The 19,203-nt window shown below is 59.3% G+C and carries 20 protein-coding genes and 1 pseudogene; 7 read left to right on the top strand and 14 right to left on the bottom strand.

Features of this window, described 5'->3' with window-relative positions:
• The first annotated feature begins 198 nt into the window (after positions 1–198).
• Both F3H58_RS06320 and ndk read left to right on the top strand, forming a co-directional pair.
• A pseudogene (locus F3H58_RS06320) lies at positions 199–889 on the top strand (glutathione S-transferase family protein).
• Positions 890–992: 103 nt separating this feature from the next.
• On the top strand, positions 993–1,415 hold the full coding sequence (gene ndk / locus F3H58_RS06315) for a nucleoside-diphosphate kinase (protein WP_003496769.1): 423 nt from the start codon (positions 993–995) through the stop codon (positions 1,413–1,415).
• A 320-nt stretch (positions 1,416–1,735) separates the two neighbouring features.
• Here ndk and F3H58_RS06310 read toward each other — a convergent pair whose 3' ends face one another.
• Both F3H58_RS06310 and F3H58_RS06305 read right to left on the bottom strand, forming a co-directional pair.
• Entirely contained in the window at positions 1,736–2,248 is a 513-nt protein-coding gene (locus F3H58_RS06310) for a hypothetical protein (protein ID WP_142779005.1), read from the bottom strand.
• Complete coding sequence (locus F3H58_RS06305; RefSeq protein WP_188128798.1) at positions 2,245–2,805, bottom strand: CGNR zinc finger domain-containing protein; 561 nt, start codon at positions 2,803–2,805, stop codon at positions 2,245–2,247. The genes F3H58_RS06310 and F3H58_RS06305 overlap by 4 nt, the downstream gene beginning before the upstream one ends.
• 52 nt (positions 2,806–2,857) lie before the next feature.
• Between F3H58_RS06305 and F3H58_RS06300 the strand changes: the two genes are divergently transcribed.
• On the top strand, positions 2,858–3,754 hold the full coding sequence (locus tag F3H58_RS06300) for a branched-chain amino acid ABC transporter permease (protein ID WP_149741579.1): 897 nt from the start codon (positions 2,858–2,860) through the stop codon (positions 3,752–3,754).
• Positions 3,755–3,865: 111 nt separating this feature from the next.
• On the opposite strand, the gene F3H58_RS06295 is transcribed toward F3H58_RS06300, so the two are convergent.
• From F3H58_RS06295 to F3H58_RS06275, 5 genes are all read right to left on the bottom strand, one after another.
• Entirely contained in the window at positions 3,866–4,321 is a 456-nt protein-coding gene (locus F3H58_RS06295) for a molybdenum cofactor biosynthesis protein MoaE (protein WP_149741578.1), read from the bottom strand.
• Positions 4,322–4,325: 4 nt separating this feature from the next.
• Positions 4,326–4,580 (bottom strand): molybdopterin converting factor subunit 1, encoded by a 255-nt coding sequence (moaD, locus tag F3H58_RS06290; RefSeq protein WP_149741577.1) that lies wholly within the window; start codon positions 4,578–4,580, stop codon positions 4,326–4,328.
• Entirely contained in the window at positions 4,580–5,167 is a 588-nt protein-coding gene (gene pgsA, locus F3H58_RS06285; protein ID WP_003520759.1) for a CDP-diacylglycerol--glycerol-3-phosphate 3-phosphatidyltransferase, read from the bottom strand. The genes moaD and pgsA overlap by 1 nt, the downstream gene beginning before the upstream one ends.
• Before the next feature lie 103 nt (positions 5,168–5,270).
• Positions 5,271–7,322 (bottom strand): excinuclease ABC subunit UvrC, encoded by a 2,052-nt coding sequence (uvrC, locus tag F3H58_RS06280; protein ID WP_188128797.1) that lies wholly within the window; start codon positions 7,320–7,322, stop codon positions 5,271–5,273.
• Entirely contained in the window at positions 7,319–8,107 is a 789-nt protein-coding gene (locus tag F3H58_RS06275) for an SDR family oxidoreductase (protein WP_149741576.1), read from the bottom strand. Before F3H58_RS06275 ends, uvrC begins: the two co-directional genes overlap by 4 nt.
• 349 nt (positions 8,108–8,456) lie before the next feature.
• Here F3H58_RS06275 and F3H58_RS06270 point away from each other — a divergent pair, with 349 nt between their 5' ends.
• Positions 8,457–9,113: an outer membrane protein gene (locus F3H58_RS06270; RefSeq protein ID WP_035261664.1), complete on the top strand. Its 657-nt coding sequence runs from the start codon at positions 8,457–8,459 to the stop codon at positions 9,111–9,113.
• A 116-nt stretch (positions 9,114–9,229) separates the two neighbouring features.
• Here F3H58_RS06270 and F3H58_RS06265 read toward each other — a convergent pair whose 3' ends face one another.
• On the bottom strand, positions 9,230–9,826 hold the full coding sequence (locus F3H58_RS06265; RefSeq protein ID WP_149741575.1) for a glutathione S-transferase: 597 nt from the start codon (positions 9,824–9,826) through the stop codon (positions 9,230–9,232).
• Between the two features lie 112 nt (positions 9,827–9,938).
• On the bottom strand, positions 9,939–10,712 hold the full coding sequence (locus tag F3H58_RS06260; protein ID WP_149741574.1) for a ribonuclease T2 family protein: 774 nt from the start codon (positions 10,710–10,712) through the stop codon (positions 9,939–9,941).
• Between the two features lie 207 nt (positions 10,713–10,919).
• Between F3H58_RS06260 and F3H58_RS06255 the strand changes: the two genes are divergently transcribed.
• Positions 10,920–11,867 carry a lysylphosphatidylglycerol synthase domain-containing protein gene (locus F3H58_RS06255; RefSeq protein WP_065654066.1) on the top strand — a complete coding sequence of 316 codons (948 nt, stop codon included), beginning with the start codon at positions 10,920–10,922 and terminating at the stop codon, positions 11,865–11,867.
• 4 nt (positions 11,868–11,871) lie between these two features.
• Here F3H58_RS06255 and F3H58_RS06250 read toward each other — a convergent pair whose 3' ends face one another.
• Positions 11,872–12,735 (bottom strand): 23S rRNA (adenine(2030)-N(6))-methyltransferase RlmJ, encoded by an 864-nt coding sequence (locus tag F3H58_RS06250; RefSeq protein ID WP_078054080.1) that lies wholly within the window; start codon positions 12,733–12,735, stop codon positions 11,872–11,874.
• A gap of 41 nt (positions 12,736–12,776) precedes the next feature.
• Between F3H58_RS06250 and F3H58_RS06245 the strand changes: the two genes are divergently transcribed.
• Together F3H58_RS06245 and F3H58_RS06240 are read left to right on the top strand one after the other, a co-directional pair.
• Positions 12,777–14,999: a molybdopterin-containing oxidoreductase family protein gene (locus F3H58_RS06245; protein ID WP_188128796.1), complete on the top strand. Its 2,223-nt coding sequence runs from the start codon at positions 12,777–12,779 to the stop codon at positions 14,997–14,999.
• A gap of 55 nt (positions 15,000–15,054) precedes the next feature.
• Positions 15,055–15,681: an NUDIX domain-containing protein gene (locus tag F3H58_RS06240; RefSeq protein WP_149741573.1), complete on the top strand. Its 627-nt coding sequence runs from the start codon at positions 15,055–15,057 to the stop codon at positions 15,679–15,681.
• 35 nt (positions 15,682–15,716) lie between these two features.
• On the opposite strand, the gene F3H58_RS06235 is transcribed toward F3H58_RS06240, so the two are convergent.
• From F3H58_RS06235 to purM, 4 genes are all read right to left on the bottom strand, one after another.
• The gene (locus tag F3H58_RS06235; protein ID WP_149741572.1) at positions 15,717–16,100 is read right to left on the bottom strand and encodes a hypothetical protein; all 384 of its coding nucleotides are present in this window, start codon (positions 16,098–16,100) and stop codon (positions 15,717–15,719) included.
• A 225-nt stretch (positions 16,101–16,325) separates the two neighbouring features.
• Positions 16,326–17,261, bottom strand: a complete 936-nt coding sequence (locus tag F3H58_RS06230; RefSeq protein WP_149741571.1) for an omptin family outer membrane protease — start codon at positions 17,259–17,261, stop codon at positions 16,326–16,328.
• A gap of 131 nt (positions 17,262–17,392) precedes the next feature.
• Positions 17,393–18,067, bottom strand: a complete 675-nt coding sequence (purN, locus tag F3H58_RS06225; protein ID WP_149741570.1) for a phosphoribosylglycinamide formyltransferase — start codon at positions 18,065–18,067, stop codon at positions 17,393–17,395.
• Positions 18,064–19,137, bottom strand: a complete 1,074-nt coding sequence (gene purM / locus F3H58_RS06220) for a phosphoribosylformylglycinamidine cyclo-ligase (RefSeq protein WP_065654060.1) — start codon at positions 19,135–19,137, stop codon at positions 18,064–18,066. The genes purN and purM overlap by 4 nt, the downstream gene beginning before the upstream one ends.
• Between the last annotated feature and the right edge of the window lie 66 nt (positions 19,138–19,203).

The following is a 19,203-nucleotide window of genomic DNA, read 5'->3' as shown; positions in this document are numbered from 1 at the left end:
GGCGTTATTCTTACAAGCGACGGTTTAAAATAGAATAAATCCACAAAGAATTTTGCCGTCCCGAAGCATAGATTCCGCGTTGCGGAAGGCGGTGTGCCCCAAGCGTTCCTTGATCGATAATATGACAAATCCTGATTTGATTTCGGGCGGCGACCGTTTTTATATCGCTCCATCGATGTTGCAGAAGAGGGGCAGCCCATGACGACTTCCAGAACGCTCTATTCGCTATGCGGAAGCGACACTTCCCGGCCATTTTCTCCCCATTGCTGGAAAACCGTGCTTTCGCTGGCGCATAAGGGGCTGGATTTCGAGGAGCGGCCTTTACCCTTCACGGTGATCCCGACGGTGGAGGATGGTTTTTCGAAGACCGTGCCGATCCTGCGAGACGGTGACGAGCTGGTGAGTGACAGTTTTGAGATCGCGCTTTATCTGGACGAGGCTTACCCGGAGCGCCCGTCGCTGTTCAACGGCGAGGGCGGCAAGGCCATGGCCCGTTTCGTCGAAAGCTGGTCGCAGACGATGCTTCACCCGGCCATCGTCCGTATTGCCGTGCTCGATATCCACAATATGCTGGACGAGCCGGACCGCCGTTATTTCCGCGACAGCCGCACGAAAGCGCTCGGCCGTCCGCTGGAGGATGTGGTGGCAAACCGCGAGGCGGAAATCGCAGCCTTTCCGGCATTGCTTGCGCCGATCCGGCGTATGCTGAGCTTCCAGCCTTTCATCGGCGGCACATCGCCGCTCTTTGCGGATTACATCGTGTTCGGCGCGCTGCAATGGGCGCGGATCACCACCGGGGCGGATCGCCGATAACGACCCCGTGCGGGACTGGTTCGAAGGCTGCCTCGATCTCTACGATGCGAGAGGCCGCAGTGTGACAGCGGCGTGAAATGTCTGGCATCATTGCCGCAATCTCGTCGATCCCCCTTGTTTTCGGGCCTTTGGGCGGGTAAAGACCGCCCACTTTCTCTGAAGGAAAAGGAAACGGACATATGGCGATTGAACGCACATTTTCGATGATCAAGCCGGACGCAACCAAGCGTAACCTGACGGGCGCGATCACCAAGGTATTTGAAGACAACGGCCTGCGCGTCGTCGCCTCCAAGCGCGTCTGGATGAGCAAGCGCGAAGCCGAAGGCTTCTACGCCGTTCACAAAGAGCGTCCCTTCTTCGGCGAACTCGTTGAAGGCATGACTTCCGGTCCGACCATCGTTCAGGTTCTGGAAGGCGAAAACGCCATCCTCAAGAACCGCGAAATCATGGGCGCCACCAACCCGGCCCAGGCCGCTGAAGGCACCATCCGCAAGACCTTCGCGCTCTCCATCGGCGAAAACTCCGTTCACGGCTCCGACGCCCCGGAAACCGCCGCACAGGAAATCGCCTACTGGTTCGCCGAAACCGAAATCGTCGGCTGATTCAAAATCTCAACGGCTTGAATCGCTGTTGCAGGCGATTGCACGAAGCTGCTGAAAAGACTCGAAGAAACGGAGCCGAAAGGCTCCGTTTTTTTTTGTTTTGGAGCGCTGCCTGCAAGACGGTGCGTTTCTGCGGAGACCTCACTTCATACTCCGTCACCCCGGACTGGATCCGGGGTCCAGCGCGATCAAGTCCTTGATCGCAAAGACTCTTACGCCACGCAGACGCGCGGCGGCTGGATGCCGGGTCAAGCCCGGCATGACGGAAGAGAGGTTTGCCACCCCCTACAGAGAACTGAGCCTAAGGCTGCAATTTTTTGTTAGGACGCCGGACACCCCTGAACCGGTCGCATATCCGTCGTGCCATCCGGTTTGAACACCTCCGGATTGGGCGTATAAAGCGGGCCGACCACCAGCGGCTTGGCGGGAAGAAGCGACTGGTCGGTGTCGGAGCGGATCGTGGTTTCGATGGTCTGAAGGATGTCGCCTTCCGGCCCCTTGATGCGGATGGTGACCTTATAGGGCCGGTCCTGCTTCACACATTCCACCGGTGGGCTCTGAACCGTGATCTTTTCGTCTTTCGGGAAAATCTTCTCGCGGCTGGTAAGGTCTGGACCGCCGCGCGGGTTTTCGAATGTCGCTTCCACCGTGCTGCCATCGCGAATGGGGGCGATGCGCTGAAGCGTCACCAGATAGGTGGCGATGGCGACGCGATAGTTGAAAACGAACATCCGGCCGGAAACCTTCGCCACTTCGCGCGGTTCGTCCCGCTGGCAGCCGGAAAGAGCGAGCATTCCCGCAATCGCCAGCAAGGGAAGGGCAATTCTTCTCATGATCGCACGTCCTTCTTCCGGTGATAGTGCCGGCTGGCTTTCTGCCGGTTGCCGCACACAGCCATATCGCACCAGATACGGCTTCTGTTCTTGCTGCGGTCGATGAAAAGCCAGCCGCAATTGCCGCAAATCCGCAGCCGCTCCCGTGTTTCACCGGCAAGCAGCGAGAGGGCGGAATGGGCGGTGGCGTTGCCGAGGCTTTCGGCAATCGGAAACGTCCGCAGTGCCATGCCGCAGGCGAAGAGAAGTCCGGCCAGCCTGTCGTCGTCATCGTCGCCGCCGGTAATGGCGGCGCGGAAATAATCGTCGACAGCCTCGCGAAGATCGAGAAAAACCGCCTGCTTTTCCGCCTCGGGCGCGATGAGCGTGGGAAACCTGTCACGTTCCGCACCAAGCCTTGTGGCCGCTTCAGCAAAGGCCGCGATCTGCGCCGGCACGGCAAAACGGTCGACTGATTTTGCCGCATCCGAGCGCAGGATCACGCTATTGGCGACATCCAGCGCCAATGCGCCGCCTGCGAAACGATGTTCTGTCCAGCGAAAGGTCATGCTGCACATTATAACTGTCAAAATGAGTTTTAACAGTTATAATCATGGCGGGAGGACGCGCTTGGCCTATTTCCTGCAACAATTGCTGAATGCCGTGCCGGTCGCCTCGCTTTATGCGGTTCTGGCCTTTGGTTATGCCATCGCATTTTCGGTCACCAAACGCGCCGATGTCACCTATGGCGCCATATTCGCCTTTGCCGGCCAGACCTGCCTGTTATTTGCGGATTTCGGCTGGAACCGGCTGTGGCTGGTTTTGCCGGCAACATTGGCGCTCGGGGCAGGGGCAGGCCTGTTCGGCGGGCTGTGGGCGGCGGGTTTTGTCGGCCGGGCGGTGATGCGCCCGCTGGCGAAAGCCTCTCCCAATGCCGTGACCGTCGCCTCCGTCGGCGTGCTGATTGCGCTGACCGAAAGCGCGAGGTTGGCCGCCGACACAAGGCAGTTATGGCTGCCGCCGCTTCTGTCTCAGCCGGTGCGCTTCTGGGCCGATGGCGGCTTTGCCGTGACCCTGACGCCGATGCAGATGCTGAACACGGCGGCGTTCTGCCTGCTCATTCTCGCAGGGTCGCTTTATCTTGGCCGTTCCGCTTTCGGCAGGCGCTGGAAATCGGTCTCGGACGATGCTTCCGCCGCCGCCTTATGCGGGGTGAATGCCGGCCGGATATTTCTCGTCTCCTATTGTGCGGCGGGCCTCGTTGCCGCCATCGCCGGCGTGCTGGCCACATTCTATTACGGCACCATGGATTTCGGTGCCGGTCTGGTCTTTGGCCTGAAGGTGGTGCTGATTTCGGCGGCGGGCGGTTATGCCAGTCCGCTCATTTGCGGCCTTGGGGCCGCCGCCGTCGGCTTTGCGGAAACTTTCTGGGTCGGTTACGGACCGGCGGCCTGGCGCGATGCGGTGGTTCTGGCGATGCTGGTCGGCTGGCTGATTGTCATGCGCAGCAGGGTGGAAGCGCCCTGAGTCTGGCCCCTGGAGCGCTTTCGCGTTTCTTCGAATGGCAAAAGCGCTCTAACTCTTTGTTTCGTCGCATTTCCGGACGGAAAACCGGGCTCCACTTTTCCTGGAAATGCTCTATCGCCACTTGTTCTTCGCCGTGTCGTCGGTTGTCTTTGCCGCAACCCAGTCGCCCGCCGAGCCATCCTTGCCATGTTCCTTTTTCCAGAACGGGGCGGATGTCTTGAGATAATCCATCACGAAATTGGCGCCATCGAATGCCGCCTGTCGATGCGATGAAGCTGCGATGACGAGGACGATGTTTTCGCCGGTGGCGATCTTGCCGTGGCGGTGGATGGCGGTGAGGCCGAGAAGGCCGAAGCGCTCCATGGCAAGTCTGGCGATGCGGGTTATTTCCGCCTCCGCCATGCCGGGATAGTGTTCAAGCTCCAGCGCCGCAAGCGTGCCGCCATCATCCCGACAGAGCCCGGTGAAGGCTACGACCGCGCCGATGCTCCTGTCACCTTCCGTCAGCCGGCGGGTTTCTTCCGCAGCGTCGAAATCCTCTGCCTGCACGCGGACCGTCGGCTGCATCCGCTCATCCCCCCGTCATCGGCGGGAAAATGCCGATCTCGCGCGCGCCGACGATGCTTTCATCATGCTCGACATGCTCCTGATTGACAGCGACGCGGATCACATTGGGGAATTCGAAGGCAGCTTCGTAATTCTCGCCGCGCGTCGCAAGCCAGGCGATCAGCTCGCCGGCGGTGGTGACGAAGGAGGGGATGTCCAGCTCTTCTTCGTCCGTGCCGATCTTCTCGCGAACCCAGGCGAAATAAACGATCCGTGTCATCAGTCTTCATCCACGATGTGCTTCAGGCCGGCCTTGAAGTAATCATAGCCGGTATACATGGTCAGCGCCGCCGCGATCCACAGCAGGGTGATGCCCATTTCGGTCGTGTAGGGGAGAACCTTGTCGCCCGCAGGACCCGCGAGCAGGAAGGCGATGGCGACCATCTGGATGGTGGTCTTCCATTTGGCGATGCGGGTGACGGGAACGCTGACCTTCAGCGCCGCCAGATATTCTCGCAGGCCCGAGACCAGAATTTCGCGGCAGAGAATGGTGATGGCCGCCCAGAGCGACCAGCCGGCAATGGTGCCATCCGCCGCCATCAGAAGCAGGACGGAGGCGACCAGCAGCTTGTCGGCGATCGGGTCCAGCATGCGGCCGATATTCGACGTCTGGTTCCAGATACGCGCGAGATAACCATCGAGGAAATCGGTCAGCGAGGCGATGATGAACAGCCACAATGCTGTCCAGCGCGCGAAATCCGAGCTTTCCAGTTTCCCTTCGATGTAAAAGCACAAAACGATGACAGGAACCGCGAGGATGCGGCCATAGGTGAGTAGGTTGGGAATGCTGTATGCGCGCGAAGCCATGGGAAACCTGTCAGTCTAAGATTAGCTGCCTTGATGCCGCCGCCAGGGCATAGCGTCAACATGTGATTATGTTTTTTTAGCAGTTCGCCACGACGGCGCTGCGTCAATCGCTGCCGCTCTCGTGGAAGTGATTGTAGATTTGCCGCGCAACCGTCTCCGAAATGCCGCTGACAGCCATCAGGTCGTTGAGGCCGGCGCGGGAAACCGCCTTGGCCGTGCCGAAATGCTGCAGCAGGGAGCGCTTGCGGCCCGGACCGATTCCCGAGATTTCGTCGAGCGGATTGCGCACCATTTCCTTCTTGCGCCGCGCCCGGTGCGAGCCGATGGCGAAGCGGTGCGCTTCGTCGCGCATGCGCTGAATGAAATAGAGCACGGGATCGCGCGGCGGCAGCGAAAAATCGCTGCGCCCATCCGCAAAGAAGCGCTCGCGGCCCGCCTCGCGGTCCACACCCTTGGCGACGCCGATGGCGGTCACGCAGTCGCGAATGCCGAGTTCATCGAGAATGGCCCGTACCGCCGTCATCTGGCCCTGACCGCCATCGATCAGGATCACATCGGGCCAGGCGGGGAAGGGCATATCGGCGGCTTCCTCCGGCGTCGGCGTCTGCGACTGCCCACGGTCGGGCTTTCCCTCTTCCTTCAGCAGGCGCGAGAAGCGGCGGGTCATTACCTCGCGCATCATGCCGAAGTCGTCACCGGGGGTGATGTCGGTCGATTTGATGTTGAACTTGCGGTACTGGTTCTTCACGAAACCTTCAGGGCCCGCCACCACCATGCCGCCCACGGCATTGGTGCCCATGATATGGGAGTTATCGTAAATCTCGATCCGGCGCGGCACATAAGAGAGACCGAAGGTTTCCGCAAAACCTTTCAGCAGCCGCGCCTGAGACGAGGTTTCTGCCAGCTTGCGGCCATGCGCCTCGCGGGCATTGGCAAGCACATGGTCGGTGATGTCCTTCTTCTCGCCGCGCTGCGGCACGCTGATTGTCACCTTGTGCCCGGCCTTTTCGCCGAGTGCTGCGGCCAGCAGCTCCTGCTCCTCCACCGTTTCGGAAAGCAGGATCTGTTTCGGCACCGGCTTGTCGTCGTAAAACTGCGCCAGGAATGCGTTGAGGATTTCCGAGCCGGCGAGCGATGGGTCGGCCTTGGGGAAATAGGCACGGTTGCCCCAGTTCTGCCCGGTGCGGAAAAAGAACACCTGAATGCAGGAGATGCCGCCTTCATGGTGGATGGCGAAGACATCCGCCTCCTCGATGCCGGCCGGATTGATGCCCTGATGGCTCTGGACATGCGAAAGTGCGGCCAGCCGGTCGCGATAGACCGCGGCGCGCTCGAAATCGAGGTCCTCGGCCGCCTCGTTCATCTGCCGCGCGATCGCGGTCTTCACGCTCTGGCTCTTGCCGGACAGGAAATCCTTGGCTTCCTTCACGAGTTCTTCATACCCCTGATCGCTGATCTCATGCGTGCAGGGGCCGGAACAGCGCTTGATCTGGTAAAGAAGACAGGGACGCGTGCGGGTTTCGAACACGCTGTCAGTGCAGGTGCGGATCAAAAAGGCGCGTTGCAGCGAATTGATCGTGCGCCCGACCGCGCCGGCCGACGCAAAGGGGCCGAAATAATCGCCCTTGCGCGCCCGCGCTCCACGGTGCTTGAAAATCGCCGGCGCGCGGTTGTCTGCGGTAATGAGAATATAGGGGAAGGATTTGTCGTCGCGCAAAAGCACATTAAAGCGCGGCCGCAAGCGCTTGATGAGATTCGCTTCCAGCAGAAGCGCCTCTGTTTCCGTGCGGGTGGTGACGAATTCCATATGGGCGGTCAACCGCACCATCTGGGCAATGCGGTTGGAATGCACGCGGCCCTGCGCGTAATTGCCGACACGCTTCTTCAGCGAGCGCGCCTTGCCGACATAAAGAACGTCGTTCGCCTCGTTGAACATGCGATAGACGCCCGGCGCATTCGGCAGGTGTTTGACGAATTCGCCGATCAGATCCATGCCCTTCAGGCCGGATTCGTTCTTCCAGCCCGCATTCCAGTCCATGCCGGCGACGTCGCGCGGCGCCTCGGCAGCATCCGTCGCTGCAGGGTTGGCATCGTCGTCTTCGTCGTCGGTTTCATCGAAGAGAATACCGCCATCAGGCAGCTTCTTTCCGTTCATTCATTTATCTCCGCCACGTCAGGGGTTTCCCAGCCAAGATGCTGGCCGCCGTCGAGCGCGATCATTTGTCCGGTGACCGACGGCGTATCATAAAGAAAGCGAATCGTCCGGCCGAATTCATCCGGCGCGGGACCACGCTTTAATATAAGGCCGTCGATCTGCGCCTGAAAGTCCTGGGGCGCCTGTCTTTCGCTTTTGAAGGTGGGACCAGGCCCGATGGCATTGACCCGCACACGTGGCGCAAAGCTCTGCGCCATGGTGCGTGTGGCGGTCCACAGCGCCGATTTCGAAAGCGTGTAGGAGTAAAAACGCGGCGTGAGCGCAAGCACACGCTGGTCGATGATATTGACGATCAGCCCGGATTTGTCGGCCGGCAATTGCTCGACAAAGGCGGCGGCGATGAGGGAAGGGGCCCGCACATGCACGGCGAAATGGGCGTCGAAGACATCAGGATCGGGCGTTTCTGCGGTATCGGCGAGAAAAACAGACGCATTGTTGACGACGACGCCGATGGGGCCAAGGGCGGAAGCGGCCTTTTCGACAAGCGCCATGGTCGGCGTCGATTGTGTCAAATCCGCCTGAACAGCCGTGGCCTTGCCGCCTTTTTGCCTTATTTCGTTAGCGAATTCCTCCGCCTGCGCCATCGATTCATTGGCATGGACGGCGATGGCGAAGCCATGGGCGGCCAGATCGGTGGCGATTGCCCGCCCGAGCCGGCGGGCGGCTCCCGTTATCAAGACTGTCTTTTGTATATTTTCTTTCACGGCTGACCTGCATTTGCTCATATCCGTCCTATTTGCTGGATATAAATGCAAATCGCAAGCTGTCCATCGGCCCCAAAAGAATTGGGCGATTTTTTATTCACAATGCAATTTCGGTTTAATTTGAATATAACTAAGTTTAAAGGCGATCTATTGCTGGTTAGGCTTCTGTTAGGGTTAATAAACCCCTTGTGGCAATTAGGCAACGTCTAATTCTAGTCACGTCGCTGCCCCAAACAATTCACATTTTGGCTCTTTGATCTCCGCATTCTCCTATCAAATTCAGTTTCCAGAGGGGCGATTAACCCGACGAGTTTACACCGCGTCTGAGAACAATGTTTTGAGTACAGAGCGGTCCTGAAAGGAGAATAGCATGCGTATTTTCGTAGCAACCCTTATGGCTTCGACCATGGCAGCCGCCGGCTTTTCGGCTGCTCACGCCGCTGACGCCGTAAATGAAGTGCCGCAGGCACCGGTTTCCTACGACCAGCCCGCGCCGGTCAAGGATTGGTCCGGCGCCTACCTCGGTGGTACGGTCAACTACGATTGGGGCCGTTTCAGCTCCAGCAACGACGGTCGTGACGCCAAGGGCGCTGGCGGCGGTCTCTACGGCGGTTACAACTGGCAGAACGGCCAGCTGGTTTACGGTGCGGAAGCCGACGTCAACCTCGGTGACGAGCGCGGTTCCGCCGGTACGGTCGCAGGTCGCGCCGTCGAAGGCAAGCAGGGCGTCAACGGCTCGCTGCGTGGCCGCGTCGGTTACGACATGAACCCGTTCCTGCTCTACGGTACGGCCGGTCTTGCTGTTTCCGACAACAAGGTTCGTGACGGCGTCAACAAGGACAGCGCCACGGCTCTCGGTTACACGGTTGGTGCCGGTGTTGAAGCCATGGTTACCGACAACATCACCGCTCGTCTGGAATATCGCTACAGCGACTACCAGAAGAAGGACTACACGCTCGGCAACGACGCCTTCTCGCGTGGTTATGACGACCACTCCGTCAAGGCCGGTATCGGCGTCAAGTTCTGATCCCTCAAGGATCGCTATTGGAAAAGCCGGGGTTTTGCCCCGGCTTTTTTGTTTTTCGCTCTTAAGCGTCGGCATGAATGCCCGGCCTTCCGGCCGGGCGTCCTTCTGCATCCGCCTCAGGCGGCGGCCTTCATTTCCGCGTAGGCTTCGAAACGCTTGCCGAAGGTTTCCGGCCAGGCGGCCAGCGCATCGCGCCCTTCGGCCCATTCGCCGGCGAAACGCAGGTCGAGATAACCGATCATCGCGGCAAGGGCGAAATGGCCGCCATGCAGTTTCTTGCCGGTTTTCGGCAGGTTGGTGTTGAGATAATCAAGCCCGCGGACCACCTTGCTCCACTGCTTGTCGATCCATGGCTGGTGGATCTTTTCTTCCGGGCGAAAACGACGCTCGTAGACGATGGCGAGCAGGCAATCCATGATGCCGTCGCACAGCGCTTCGAGAATTTCCACATCCGTGCGCTTGCCGTTCTTTTTCGGGTAGAGCTTGCCACCCGAAAGACGGTCGAGATAATGCATGATCGCCACGCTGTCATAGACCGAGCCGCCTTCATCCAGAAGCAGGACCGGAATTTTGCCGAGCGGATTGTTGTCCATCAGCGTTGCGGGCTCGGCATTGGTATCGACACGCACGGAGGTAATGTCGATGCCGAGATGGCGCGCGGCCATACGGACCTTGGCGGAGTAGGGGGAGGCGGGCGAGTAGAGCAGTTCCATGGTCGTGTCCTGTGGGTTGTCGTCTGGGGACTGGATTAGTCAATAAAGCTGCATAGCGGTTTTATGTCTGGAAAATGTGTAGAAGAGCGCAACAGGGAACATTCGATGCGCTCTAGCGAATGGGGATGATTTCCGTGGCGTTGGCGCGGCAGCCCTTGCGGTCAAGCTCGGGGCAGTCGCGGAATGTCATGTCCCTGTTCAGGCAGATACGCACTTCCTCGAGGCGCCTGCCGTCGCAGCTGATGGAGATGCCGCGTTTCGACAGGCCGGGATTGGCGTCGGTGAAAGCGGTTTCTATGGCGTCGGCGGAGAGAGTGGCGGCTTCGGCGCCCGAGGCGATCTTTCCCGGCAGCCGGATGGCTTCGAAGGCGGCCCGCGTCGCTGAGAAATAGTCCCTCTGCGACAGGCCGGAGCAGGAGCCGTGCTTGCGCCACTGGTGGCCGATCAGGCCCATGGACGGCATGATATCGAACATGGTGCGGCCGATCGCGTCCGGAACACGGTCGGGCTCGCCGCTCTGGCAGAATTCGGGATAGCCGTTTTCGTTCTGCGGCCACAGCCCGTGCACCACGAAACCGTAACGCCTGTCGCTGCCGCATTGCTGGCGGTTGCCCGAGCCTTCGGAACTGGCGCAGAACGCCGGTGACCAGGAGAGCGACAGCACGTAAAAATCGAACCCGTTTCCGCGGGGCGCAGGGTTCTTGGCCGTCTCCTGTCGGGAAACGTCGCGCCCTGGGGCGTCCGGCCGGGAATTGCCGGCGGCCTGCGATTGGGATTGCGTCTGCCGGTTGCCGGCGGGATCGGTCGGAGCCGGATTTTCCCGCGCGAACCACAATGCGCCGAGCGACAGAAGGCCCAGGGCGATGAAACCGGCATAACGCTTCATTCCGTGTACGTTCTCCGGAAAATGGACGACCTCATATCGCCGGCGGGCGACGATCCGGTCTTACATCAACTTGTGAACGGGGCAAACCGCCAATCTTTGATGAAAAGGTTGAAAGCTTTGCCGCATAACGAATAAAGTCGAACGAATCTTCCGCAAAGACGGAAAAGGGCTGGGGTGAGGCTGGAGGAAATAGGCGGGCATGACCGCATGAAATTCAAGAAATATATCTGGCCCGTCGTTGGCTTCGCGACGATCGGTTTTTCCGCCTGGTTGCTCTTTCACGAATTGCGCGGCCTGTCGCTCGATGATCTCTGGGACAGTCTGAAAGCCATTCGCGTGCGGGACTGGCTGTGTTCGGGCCTTGCTACCCTGCTGGCCTATGCCGCGCTCGCCGGTTACGACCGCATCGCGTTGCAGCATCTTGGCCGCAAAGTGAACTGGTTCTTCATCACGCTCACCTCTTTCACCACCTATGCGCTGTCCCACAATGTCGGGGCCTCGGTATTCTCCGGCGCCGTGGTGCGATATCGGGCCTATACTTCCAAGGGGCTGAGTGTGGCGGAAGTGGGTGTGCTTGTCGGCCTCTGCTCCTTCACCTTCCTTATCGGTACGATCATGCTGATCGGGCTGGTGCTGCTTTACGAGCCTGACATCACCGAACGGTTTACCGGCATTCTGCCCGTCGAAGCCTCCACCACCACAGGTGTGGTGCTTCTTCTTTTCGTCGGTCTTTATATTCTTGGCAGCCTGCTAAGGCTGAAACCCCTGAAAATCGGTTCCTTCGTGCTGCCATACCCCGCGCCGAAGCTTGTTGCGCAGCAACTCGTCATCGGCCCGATCGAGCTGATCGGTGCGGCGGGCATCATCTATTTTGCGCTGCCGGAAGCCGGAAATCCCGGTTATATGGTCATTCTCGGCATATTTCTGGTTTCCTTCTCGGCGGCGCTCATCTCGCACGCGCCGGGCGGTCTGGGGGTGCTGGAACTGGTCTTCGTCACCGGCCTGCCGGACATGAACCCGGCGGATGTCATCGCGGCGCTTCTGGTCTTCCGGCTGTTCTACCTCATCATTCCCTTCATCATGGCCCTGTTCGTGATCCTGTTCTTCGAACGGTCGCAGCTTGCGCAGGCGCAGAGGCGGGAAGGGCTGAGATAGCCCCTCAAATCTCTTCCGATTTTTCCTCGCCGCGCAGCCAGAAGGCGCGCTGCGAGGCGAACCTGTCCTGCGCCAGCATTGTCTTCAGATAGGGCAGCAGCGTATGCAACTCGTCCTTCAGCGTATAGGGCGGATTCACGATGATAAGGCCGGAGCCGCTCAGGCCATCCAGCCGGTCGCTTCTGACGGAAAGCTCCGCGCACAGCATCTTCGGAATGTCGAAGGATTGCAGCCGCTCGTGAAAGTCCTTGATCGGTGCGCCTTTCTTCAAGGGATACCACAGGCAATAGGTGCCGGTGGAAAAACGCCGATAGGCCTTGTTCAAACCATCCGCCAGACGCTGGTATTCATTCTCAAGCTCGAAAGGCGGATCGACGAGGATGAGGCCGCGCTTTTCCTTCGGCGGCAGATGCGCGCCGAGCGACAGCCAGCCATCCAGCTCGGTGACACGCACCTGATAGTCCCCCTCGAACAGGCGTGCGAGCGCCCGGCTGTCATCCGGGTGCAGTTCCATGGCCGAAAGCCGGTCCTGCGGGCGAAACAGCATGCGCGCGAGTTTCGGTGAGCCGGGGTAGAATTTCACGCCACCTTCCGGATTAAGCTCCTTCACGGCATCAAGATAAGGCTCAAGCAGTTCGGCGATGGGGGCGGGCAGATCGGCCTCCATCAGCTTGCCGATACCGGTCTGCCATTCGCCGGTCTTCTGCGCCTCTTCCGAGGTCAGGTCGTAAAGCCCGATGCCGGCATGGGTGTCCAGCACCCGAAACGCCTTGTCCTTGTTCTGGAGATAACGCACGAGGCGGGCGAGAACGGCATGTTTGAGGACATCCGCGAAATTGCCGGCGTGATAGATATGGCGGTAGTTCATGGATGTGTCTCGCTTGCCGTTTATCCGGATGAATGGTCAGGATGAATATTCTTGATGGACGTCACTTCGGCCTTTTTGCCGCATCGTTGATGCAATATACAAAAGACATGAACGTTGCGACCCCGATTTCCGCTGAAAAAGCCGCCCCGAAGTCCGAAGTCCGTATCGGACACACGGTCTGTCCGCATGACTGTCCGAGCGCCTGCGCGCTTGAGGTCGACATCAATGCCGATGGCCGCATCGGCCGCGTGCGCGGCGCGAATGCCAACACCTACACCGCCGGCGTGATATGCGCCAAGGTGGCGCGGTATTCCGAGCGCATCTACCATCCCGGTCGTCTGCTGAACCCGAAGCGCCGCAAGGGCGCAAAAGGCGCAGGCGACTGGCAGGAAATCTCCTGGGAAGCGGCGCTGGACGAGGTCGCGGACGCTTTCGTAAAGGCGGAAGCCCGTCATGGTGCGGAGGCCATCTGGCCCTATTTTTATGCCGGTACGATGGGGCAGGTGCAGCGCGATTCGATCGAGCGGCTGCGCCACGCCAAGAAATATTCCGGCTTTTTTGGCTCGATCTGCACCAACATGGCCTGGACCGGTTATGTGATGGGCACCGGCGCATTGCGTGGCCCGGATCCGCGCGAGATCGCCAAGGCCGATGTCGTCGTCATCTGGGGCACCAATGCGGTCGCCACGCAGGTCAATGTCATGACCCATGCGGTCAAAGCCCGCAAGGAACGCGGCGCGAAGATCGTCGTCGTCGATATCTACGACAATCCGACCATGAAGCAGGCGGATATGCGCCTCGTCGTCCGCCCCGGCACGGATGCCGCACTTGCCTGCGCCGTCATGCACATCGCCTTCCGCGACGGTTACGCCGACCGTGAGTATATGGCGCGCTTCGCTGACGATCCGGCCGGGCTTGAAGCACATCTGAAGACGAAGACGCCGCAATGGGCGTCCGAAATCACCGGCCTTTCCGTCGACGAAATCGAGGATTTCGCAAGGCTTGTCGGCACCACCAAGAAGACCTTCTTCCGGCTCGGATATGGTTTTGCCCGCCAGCGCAACGGCGCGGTCGCCATGCATGCGGCGCTTTCCATCGCCACGGTTCTCGGTTCCTGGCAATATGAGGGCGGCGGCGCGTTCCACAACAATGGCGACATCTTCCGGCTCAACAAGGCGGAGCTGATGGGCAGTTCTTACGCCGACCCCGAGGTGCGCCAACTTGACCAGTCGCAGATCGGCCGCGTGCTGACGGGCGATGCGGAAGCGCTGCGCCATGGCGGCCCGGTGACGGCCTTGCTCATCCAGAACACCAATCCCGTCAATGTCGCGCCCGAACAGCGACTGGTAAAACAGGGCTTCCTGCGCGACGATCTCTTCGTCGCCGTGCATGAGCAGTTCATGACCGAAACGGCCGATGTAGCCGATATCGTGTTGCCCGCCACCATGTTCCTCGAACATGACGACATCTACCGTGCCGGCGGCCAGAACCACATTCTGCTTGGCCCAAAACTGGTGGAGCCGCCGGAAACGGTGCGCACCAATCTCTTCGTCATCGAGGAACTGGCAAAACGCCTCGGCGTCGACCATATGCCGGGCTTCGGCCTTTCGGCCCGCGACCATGTCGACCGTATGCTGAAAGTCAGCGGCTGGGGCGATTTCGACACGCTGGCTGAAGAGAAGTGGATCGATGCGCAGCCGTCCTTCGAGGTGGCGCATTATCTCGAAGGATTCGGTTACGGCGACGGCAAATTCCGTTTCAGTCCCGAATGGGCGACGGGACCCTCTCCGAACAAGCCGCCGAAGAATATCGGTGTGATGGGGCCTGTTGCGCAATTTCCGAAATTCCCGGATCAGGTCGACGTCATCGAAACCGTAGACGGTGACCATCCCTTCCGGCTGGCGACATCGCCGGCGCGTAACTTCCTGAATTCCACCTTCGCGGAAACGAAGACCTCCGTGCAGAAGGAAGGCCGTCCGGAATTGATGATCTGTCCCGAGGATGCGAGCGGCAATGGCATCGCCGATGGCGACATCGTCCGCATCGGCAATGCGCGCGGCGAAGTGCGCCTCCATGCGAAAATCGTGGAGGGTGCAAGACCGGGTGTGCTGATCGCCGAAGGGCTGTGGCCAAACAGGGCGCATCTGGATGGCGAAGGCATCAATGTGCTGACCGGCGCCGATGCCGTCGCCCCCTATGGCGGTGCGGCTTTTCACGACAACAAGGTGTGGCTCCGCCGCGATGACGAGGTCCGCCAGGCTTGATATTGCGCCGCAACACGGGCAGGCTGAAATCCCACGACAGGCAAGGACATATCCGGTGACACAGACGCAGGCGAAAAACATTCCGGCCGACACGGATGCGGGCAGAATCCGGCTGGTGGAAAAAGAAACCGTCTGGAAGGGCTTCGTGCATATGCAGAAGCTCGTTTTCGACCAGCGCATGCCGGATGGCAAAACCATACGCATCGTCCGGGAAGTCCACGATCATGGCAGCGCTGCCGCCATTCTCCTTTATGATCCGAAGCGCGACAGCGTGGTAATGGTGCGCCAGTTCCGCCCCGCCGCTTTCGTGAACGGCGATCCGAGCTTCATGATCGAGGTACCGGCGGGTCTTCTCGATGACGACGATGCCGCCGATGCCATTCGCCGCGAGGCGATGGAGGAATCCGGCTATGCGGTCGAAAAGGTCGAGTATCTCTTCGACATGTATGCGAGCCCCGGCACGCTGACGGAGAAGGTCAGCCTCTTCGTCGCGCGCATCGACCTCGACGTGCAGGCCGGCAACGGCGGCGGGCTGGAGGACGAAGGCGAGGATCTGGAGGTTCTGACCTACGGGCTGGATGAAGCCTTCGGAATGATCGCCTCGGGTGAAATCACCGATTCCAAGACGATCATCCTGCTGCAATGGGCGATGTTGAATCGAGGCCTCCTAAACAAGAGCTGATCAGCCCCGCCCCTTAAAGATGCGGACAAGTTAGCCTATTTAACGCTGTAAGTGTTGTTGAGGCTGCCGGTCTTCGCGTCCAGAAATTTCAGTTCCGTTCCACTGCCCACGACGACTTTGTTACATTCCTTGAATTTCATCGACTTGAATTCGGAACACAAGGTATCGTTCTTGAACGTCCAACTGAGGTCGCCCGAGGTTTTGCCTTCGATGGAAAACTTGCCCTTGCCATTGGCGTCATAAGTAGCCGTAAAAGTATCACCTTTCTTGGTCTTCGTTGTGAGCGTCTTTCCGGCGGTGGCTGTGATGAATTCAGCCTTGGTCGCAAATTTCTCGGCCGCAAGTACCGGAGCCAGCATCGCGGAGGAGATGGAGAATGCTGTCACGTAAAAAGCGGAAACAATACGAATTGATTTCATCAGAAATCTCCAAATTTTTTATGAGAATGACTTGAATAATAACTTCTGAGACAGGTTGCTTGGCAACTATAAAGTAACGCCGATGAAAATAAGAAGTCAATCGTCGCCCGAACGTTGCTTTTCATGGGAACGACGATACGGCGTGCATCTCACCTATATGCGGTGATGTCCGCTGACCATCGGCGAGCGCCCTATGCTGCGCTTCCGTCTCAAAGTTACCGCATCCTAGAACCGTCCCTTGACGCCCATCCCCACGAAAATCGACTGGAGGTCACCGCCGCCGGCATTCTTTTCAGAGGCGAGATTTCCCGCGCCTGCGCCGCTGTAATGGGTGTCTCCGCGTCCTAGGCTGGTATAATCATAGGCGCCGTCGATGTAGATTGAAGCGTTCTGGGTCAGGTCATAGGCAACGCCTGCTTTTACCCCAAACATGCCGGCGACATCGAATTTGTCGGTGAAGCGCATGTCGCGTAGATGATGGTCGTCTGTTGCCTTGCCATAGACCATCGCGCCGCCTTCGAGGCCAGCATTCAATGACCAGTTGCCGAACCTCTGGCCGCCTGTAAGGTTGCCGTAAAAAACCGGGATTTGCTGACGGTAGGTGATGCCTTTGACATCATCATTGAACCTTACACTCAGGTCCCGTGGTGAGAAAAGGCTGTAGGTGCCTTTGCCGCCATAAGCCGACCATTGAACATCCGTATAACGAAAACCCACACCGGCGCTTAGATATTGCTGCGGATCGTCCAGCAACATGCGATTGAGTTCGAGGCTTCCCGAAAAATAATGGTCGAGCCGCGTGTCGTCATGCTGGGAACGGTGGCTCCAATTGTCTTTCGAGCTATCTCTGGAAAAAGGCCAAACCCAGTCATAGTCGGTCATGTAGCCGTCGCCCTCGAAGCCGACGCGGCCTTCCGCCTTGACGCGCCAGCCGGGCGCAAGTTCAAGCCCGAGCGAGCCGCGCAATGCCACGGCGTTTTTGGTTTCCCATTCGAGTTCGCTCAACTTGCGTCCACCGATATGAACGGTTTCCGTTGCGCGGAGATTGAGAACGCCGGCATCCACTGAGGCCGTAATGCCGCTTTGCTCAGCCGCGACGGGCAGACTGGCGCCCGCCATCAGGACAACAGAAAGCGGCAGGGAAAATCTCGACAATGGCATAATCGCTCCTGAATGACCGGAGGGCCCGAAATAAGGGCCGTTGCGGGCATTAAAGATGATTATGGTAAACGATCGGTTTATTTTCCGAAAAATACCATTATGAGTGTTTTTGTACTTTAGTTATAGCTTTATCAGGAGGCGGAGATGAGATTTGAATACTCAGTTTTACTTTCGCCATCCGTGGAGACCGCCTTGCCGTCTTCCATTCGAACCTTGCCTTCGGCAAGCCGCTTCAGGGTCAGCGGGTAGAGCTGATGCTCGACTGTCAGGATCCGCGCCGCCAGAGTTTCGGCCGTATCGCCGGAAATGACCGGCACCGCACCCTGCGCGATGGTCGGACCTTCATCCATGCCTTCGGTGACGAAATGGACGGTGCAGCCGGAAATCTTCATGCCGCTGTCAATGGCGCGCTGATGGGTGTTGAGGCCGGGGAAAAGCGGCAGCAGGGAAGGGTGGATATTGATGATGCGCCCTTCATAGGGAGCAATGAAATCCCCCGATATCAACCGCATGTAACCGGCGAGACAAATGATATCGGGCGCGATTTCACCAAGTGCGGCCAGAATGGCGCCCTCATGCTCGGCCTTGCTGGCATAGGTCTTGCGCTCGAAGACCAGCGTGGGAATGCCCATGCCCCTTGCCTTTTCCAGGCCGCCCGCAGATGCCTTGTCCGAGATGACGCAGACGATTTCCGCCGGAAAATCCGCCGCCTGACAGGCCTTGGCCAGCGACACCATATTGGAGCCACTGCCGGAAATGAAAACGACGACGCGTTTGCGGCCGGACGGGAAGGCGGCGCTCATCATAGGCCGAGAGCGCCCTTGTAGATGGTGCCATGCGCGCCTTCTTCGCGGGCGACCATGCGGCCGAGCGGGAAGACGGTTTCACCTTCGGCAGTCAGAACATCGGTGACCTTTTCGGCATTTTCAGCCGAAACGACGACGATCATGCCGACGCCGCAATTGAAGGTGCGCAGCATTTCCTTCGCTTCAACACCGCCGGTTTTCGCAAGCCAAGAGAAGACGGCCGGAACCTTGATCGCGTCGAGATCGATTTCGGCGGCGAGATGCTTGGGCAGAACGCGCGGAATATTCTCCGGGAAACCGCCGCCGGTAATATGCGCCAGCGCCTTCAGCGCGCCGGTCTCGCGGATCGCCTTCAAAAGCGGCTTCACGTAGATGCGGGTCGGCGTCAGCAGCGCTTCGCCGAGCTTCTTGCCATCCGCGAAGGGGGCCGGCGCGCTCCAGTCGAGACCGGAGATCGACACGATCTTGCGCACCAGCGAAAAGCCGTTGGAGTGAACGCCGGAAGAGGAGAGGCCGAGAATGACGTCGCCTTCGGAAATATCGCCAGCCGGCAGAAGCTGGCCGCGTTCGGCCGCACCGACGGCAAAGCCCGCGAGATCGTAATCGCCATCGGAATACATGCCGGGCATTTCAGCGGTTTCGCCGCCGATCAGTGCACAGCCGGATTCGCGGCAGCCAGCGGCAATGCCGGAAACGATGGCCGCACCCTGGTCTGGGTCCAGCTTGCCGGTGGCGAAATAATCGAGGAAGAACAGCGGTTCTGCGCCCTGCACCACGAGATCGTTGACGCACATGGCGACGAGATCGATGCCGACGGTGTCGTGATAGTCAGCATCGATGGCGATCTTCAGCTTGGTGCCGACGCCGTCATTGGCGGCTACCAGAACCGGATCGGTGAAGCCCGCGGCTTTCAGATCGAACAGGCCGCCGAAGCCGCCGATTTCGCCATCCGCACCGGGACGCCGCGTCGAGCGCACCGCCGGTTTGATCTTTTCGACCATCAGGTTGCCGGCGTCGATATCCACACCTGCATCACTATAGGTAAGACCGTTCTTGCCCGACTGGCTCATGGCTCTCGTCTCCGCTGGTTCCTTTGGCGTCGCCATTCGCACGGGACGGGGCCTGATGCAAGGGTT

Origin of the sequence: Rhizobium sp. NFACC06-2 (genome assembly GCF_900101425.1) — a bacterium.
GTDB classification, from domain to species: domain Bacteria; phylum Pseudomonadota; class Alphaproteobacteria; order Rhizobiales; family Rhizobiaceae; genus Agrobacterium; species Agrobacterium leguminum.
This window is presented reverse-complemented; position numbering and strand designations above follow the sequence as displayed.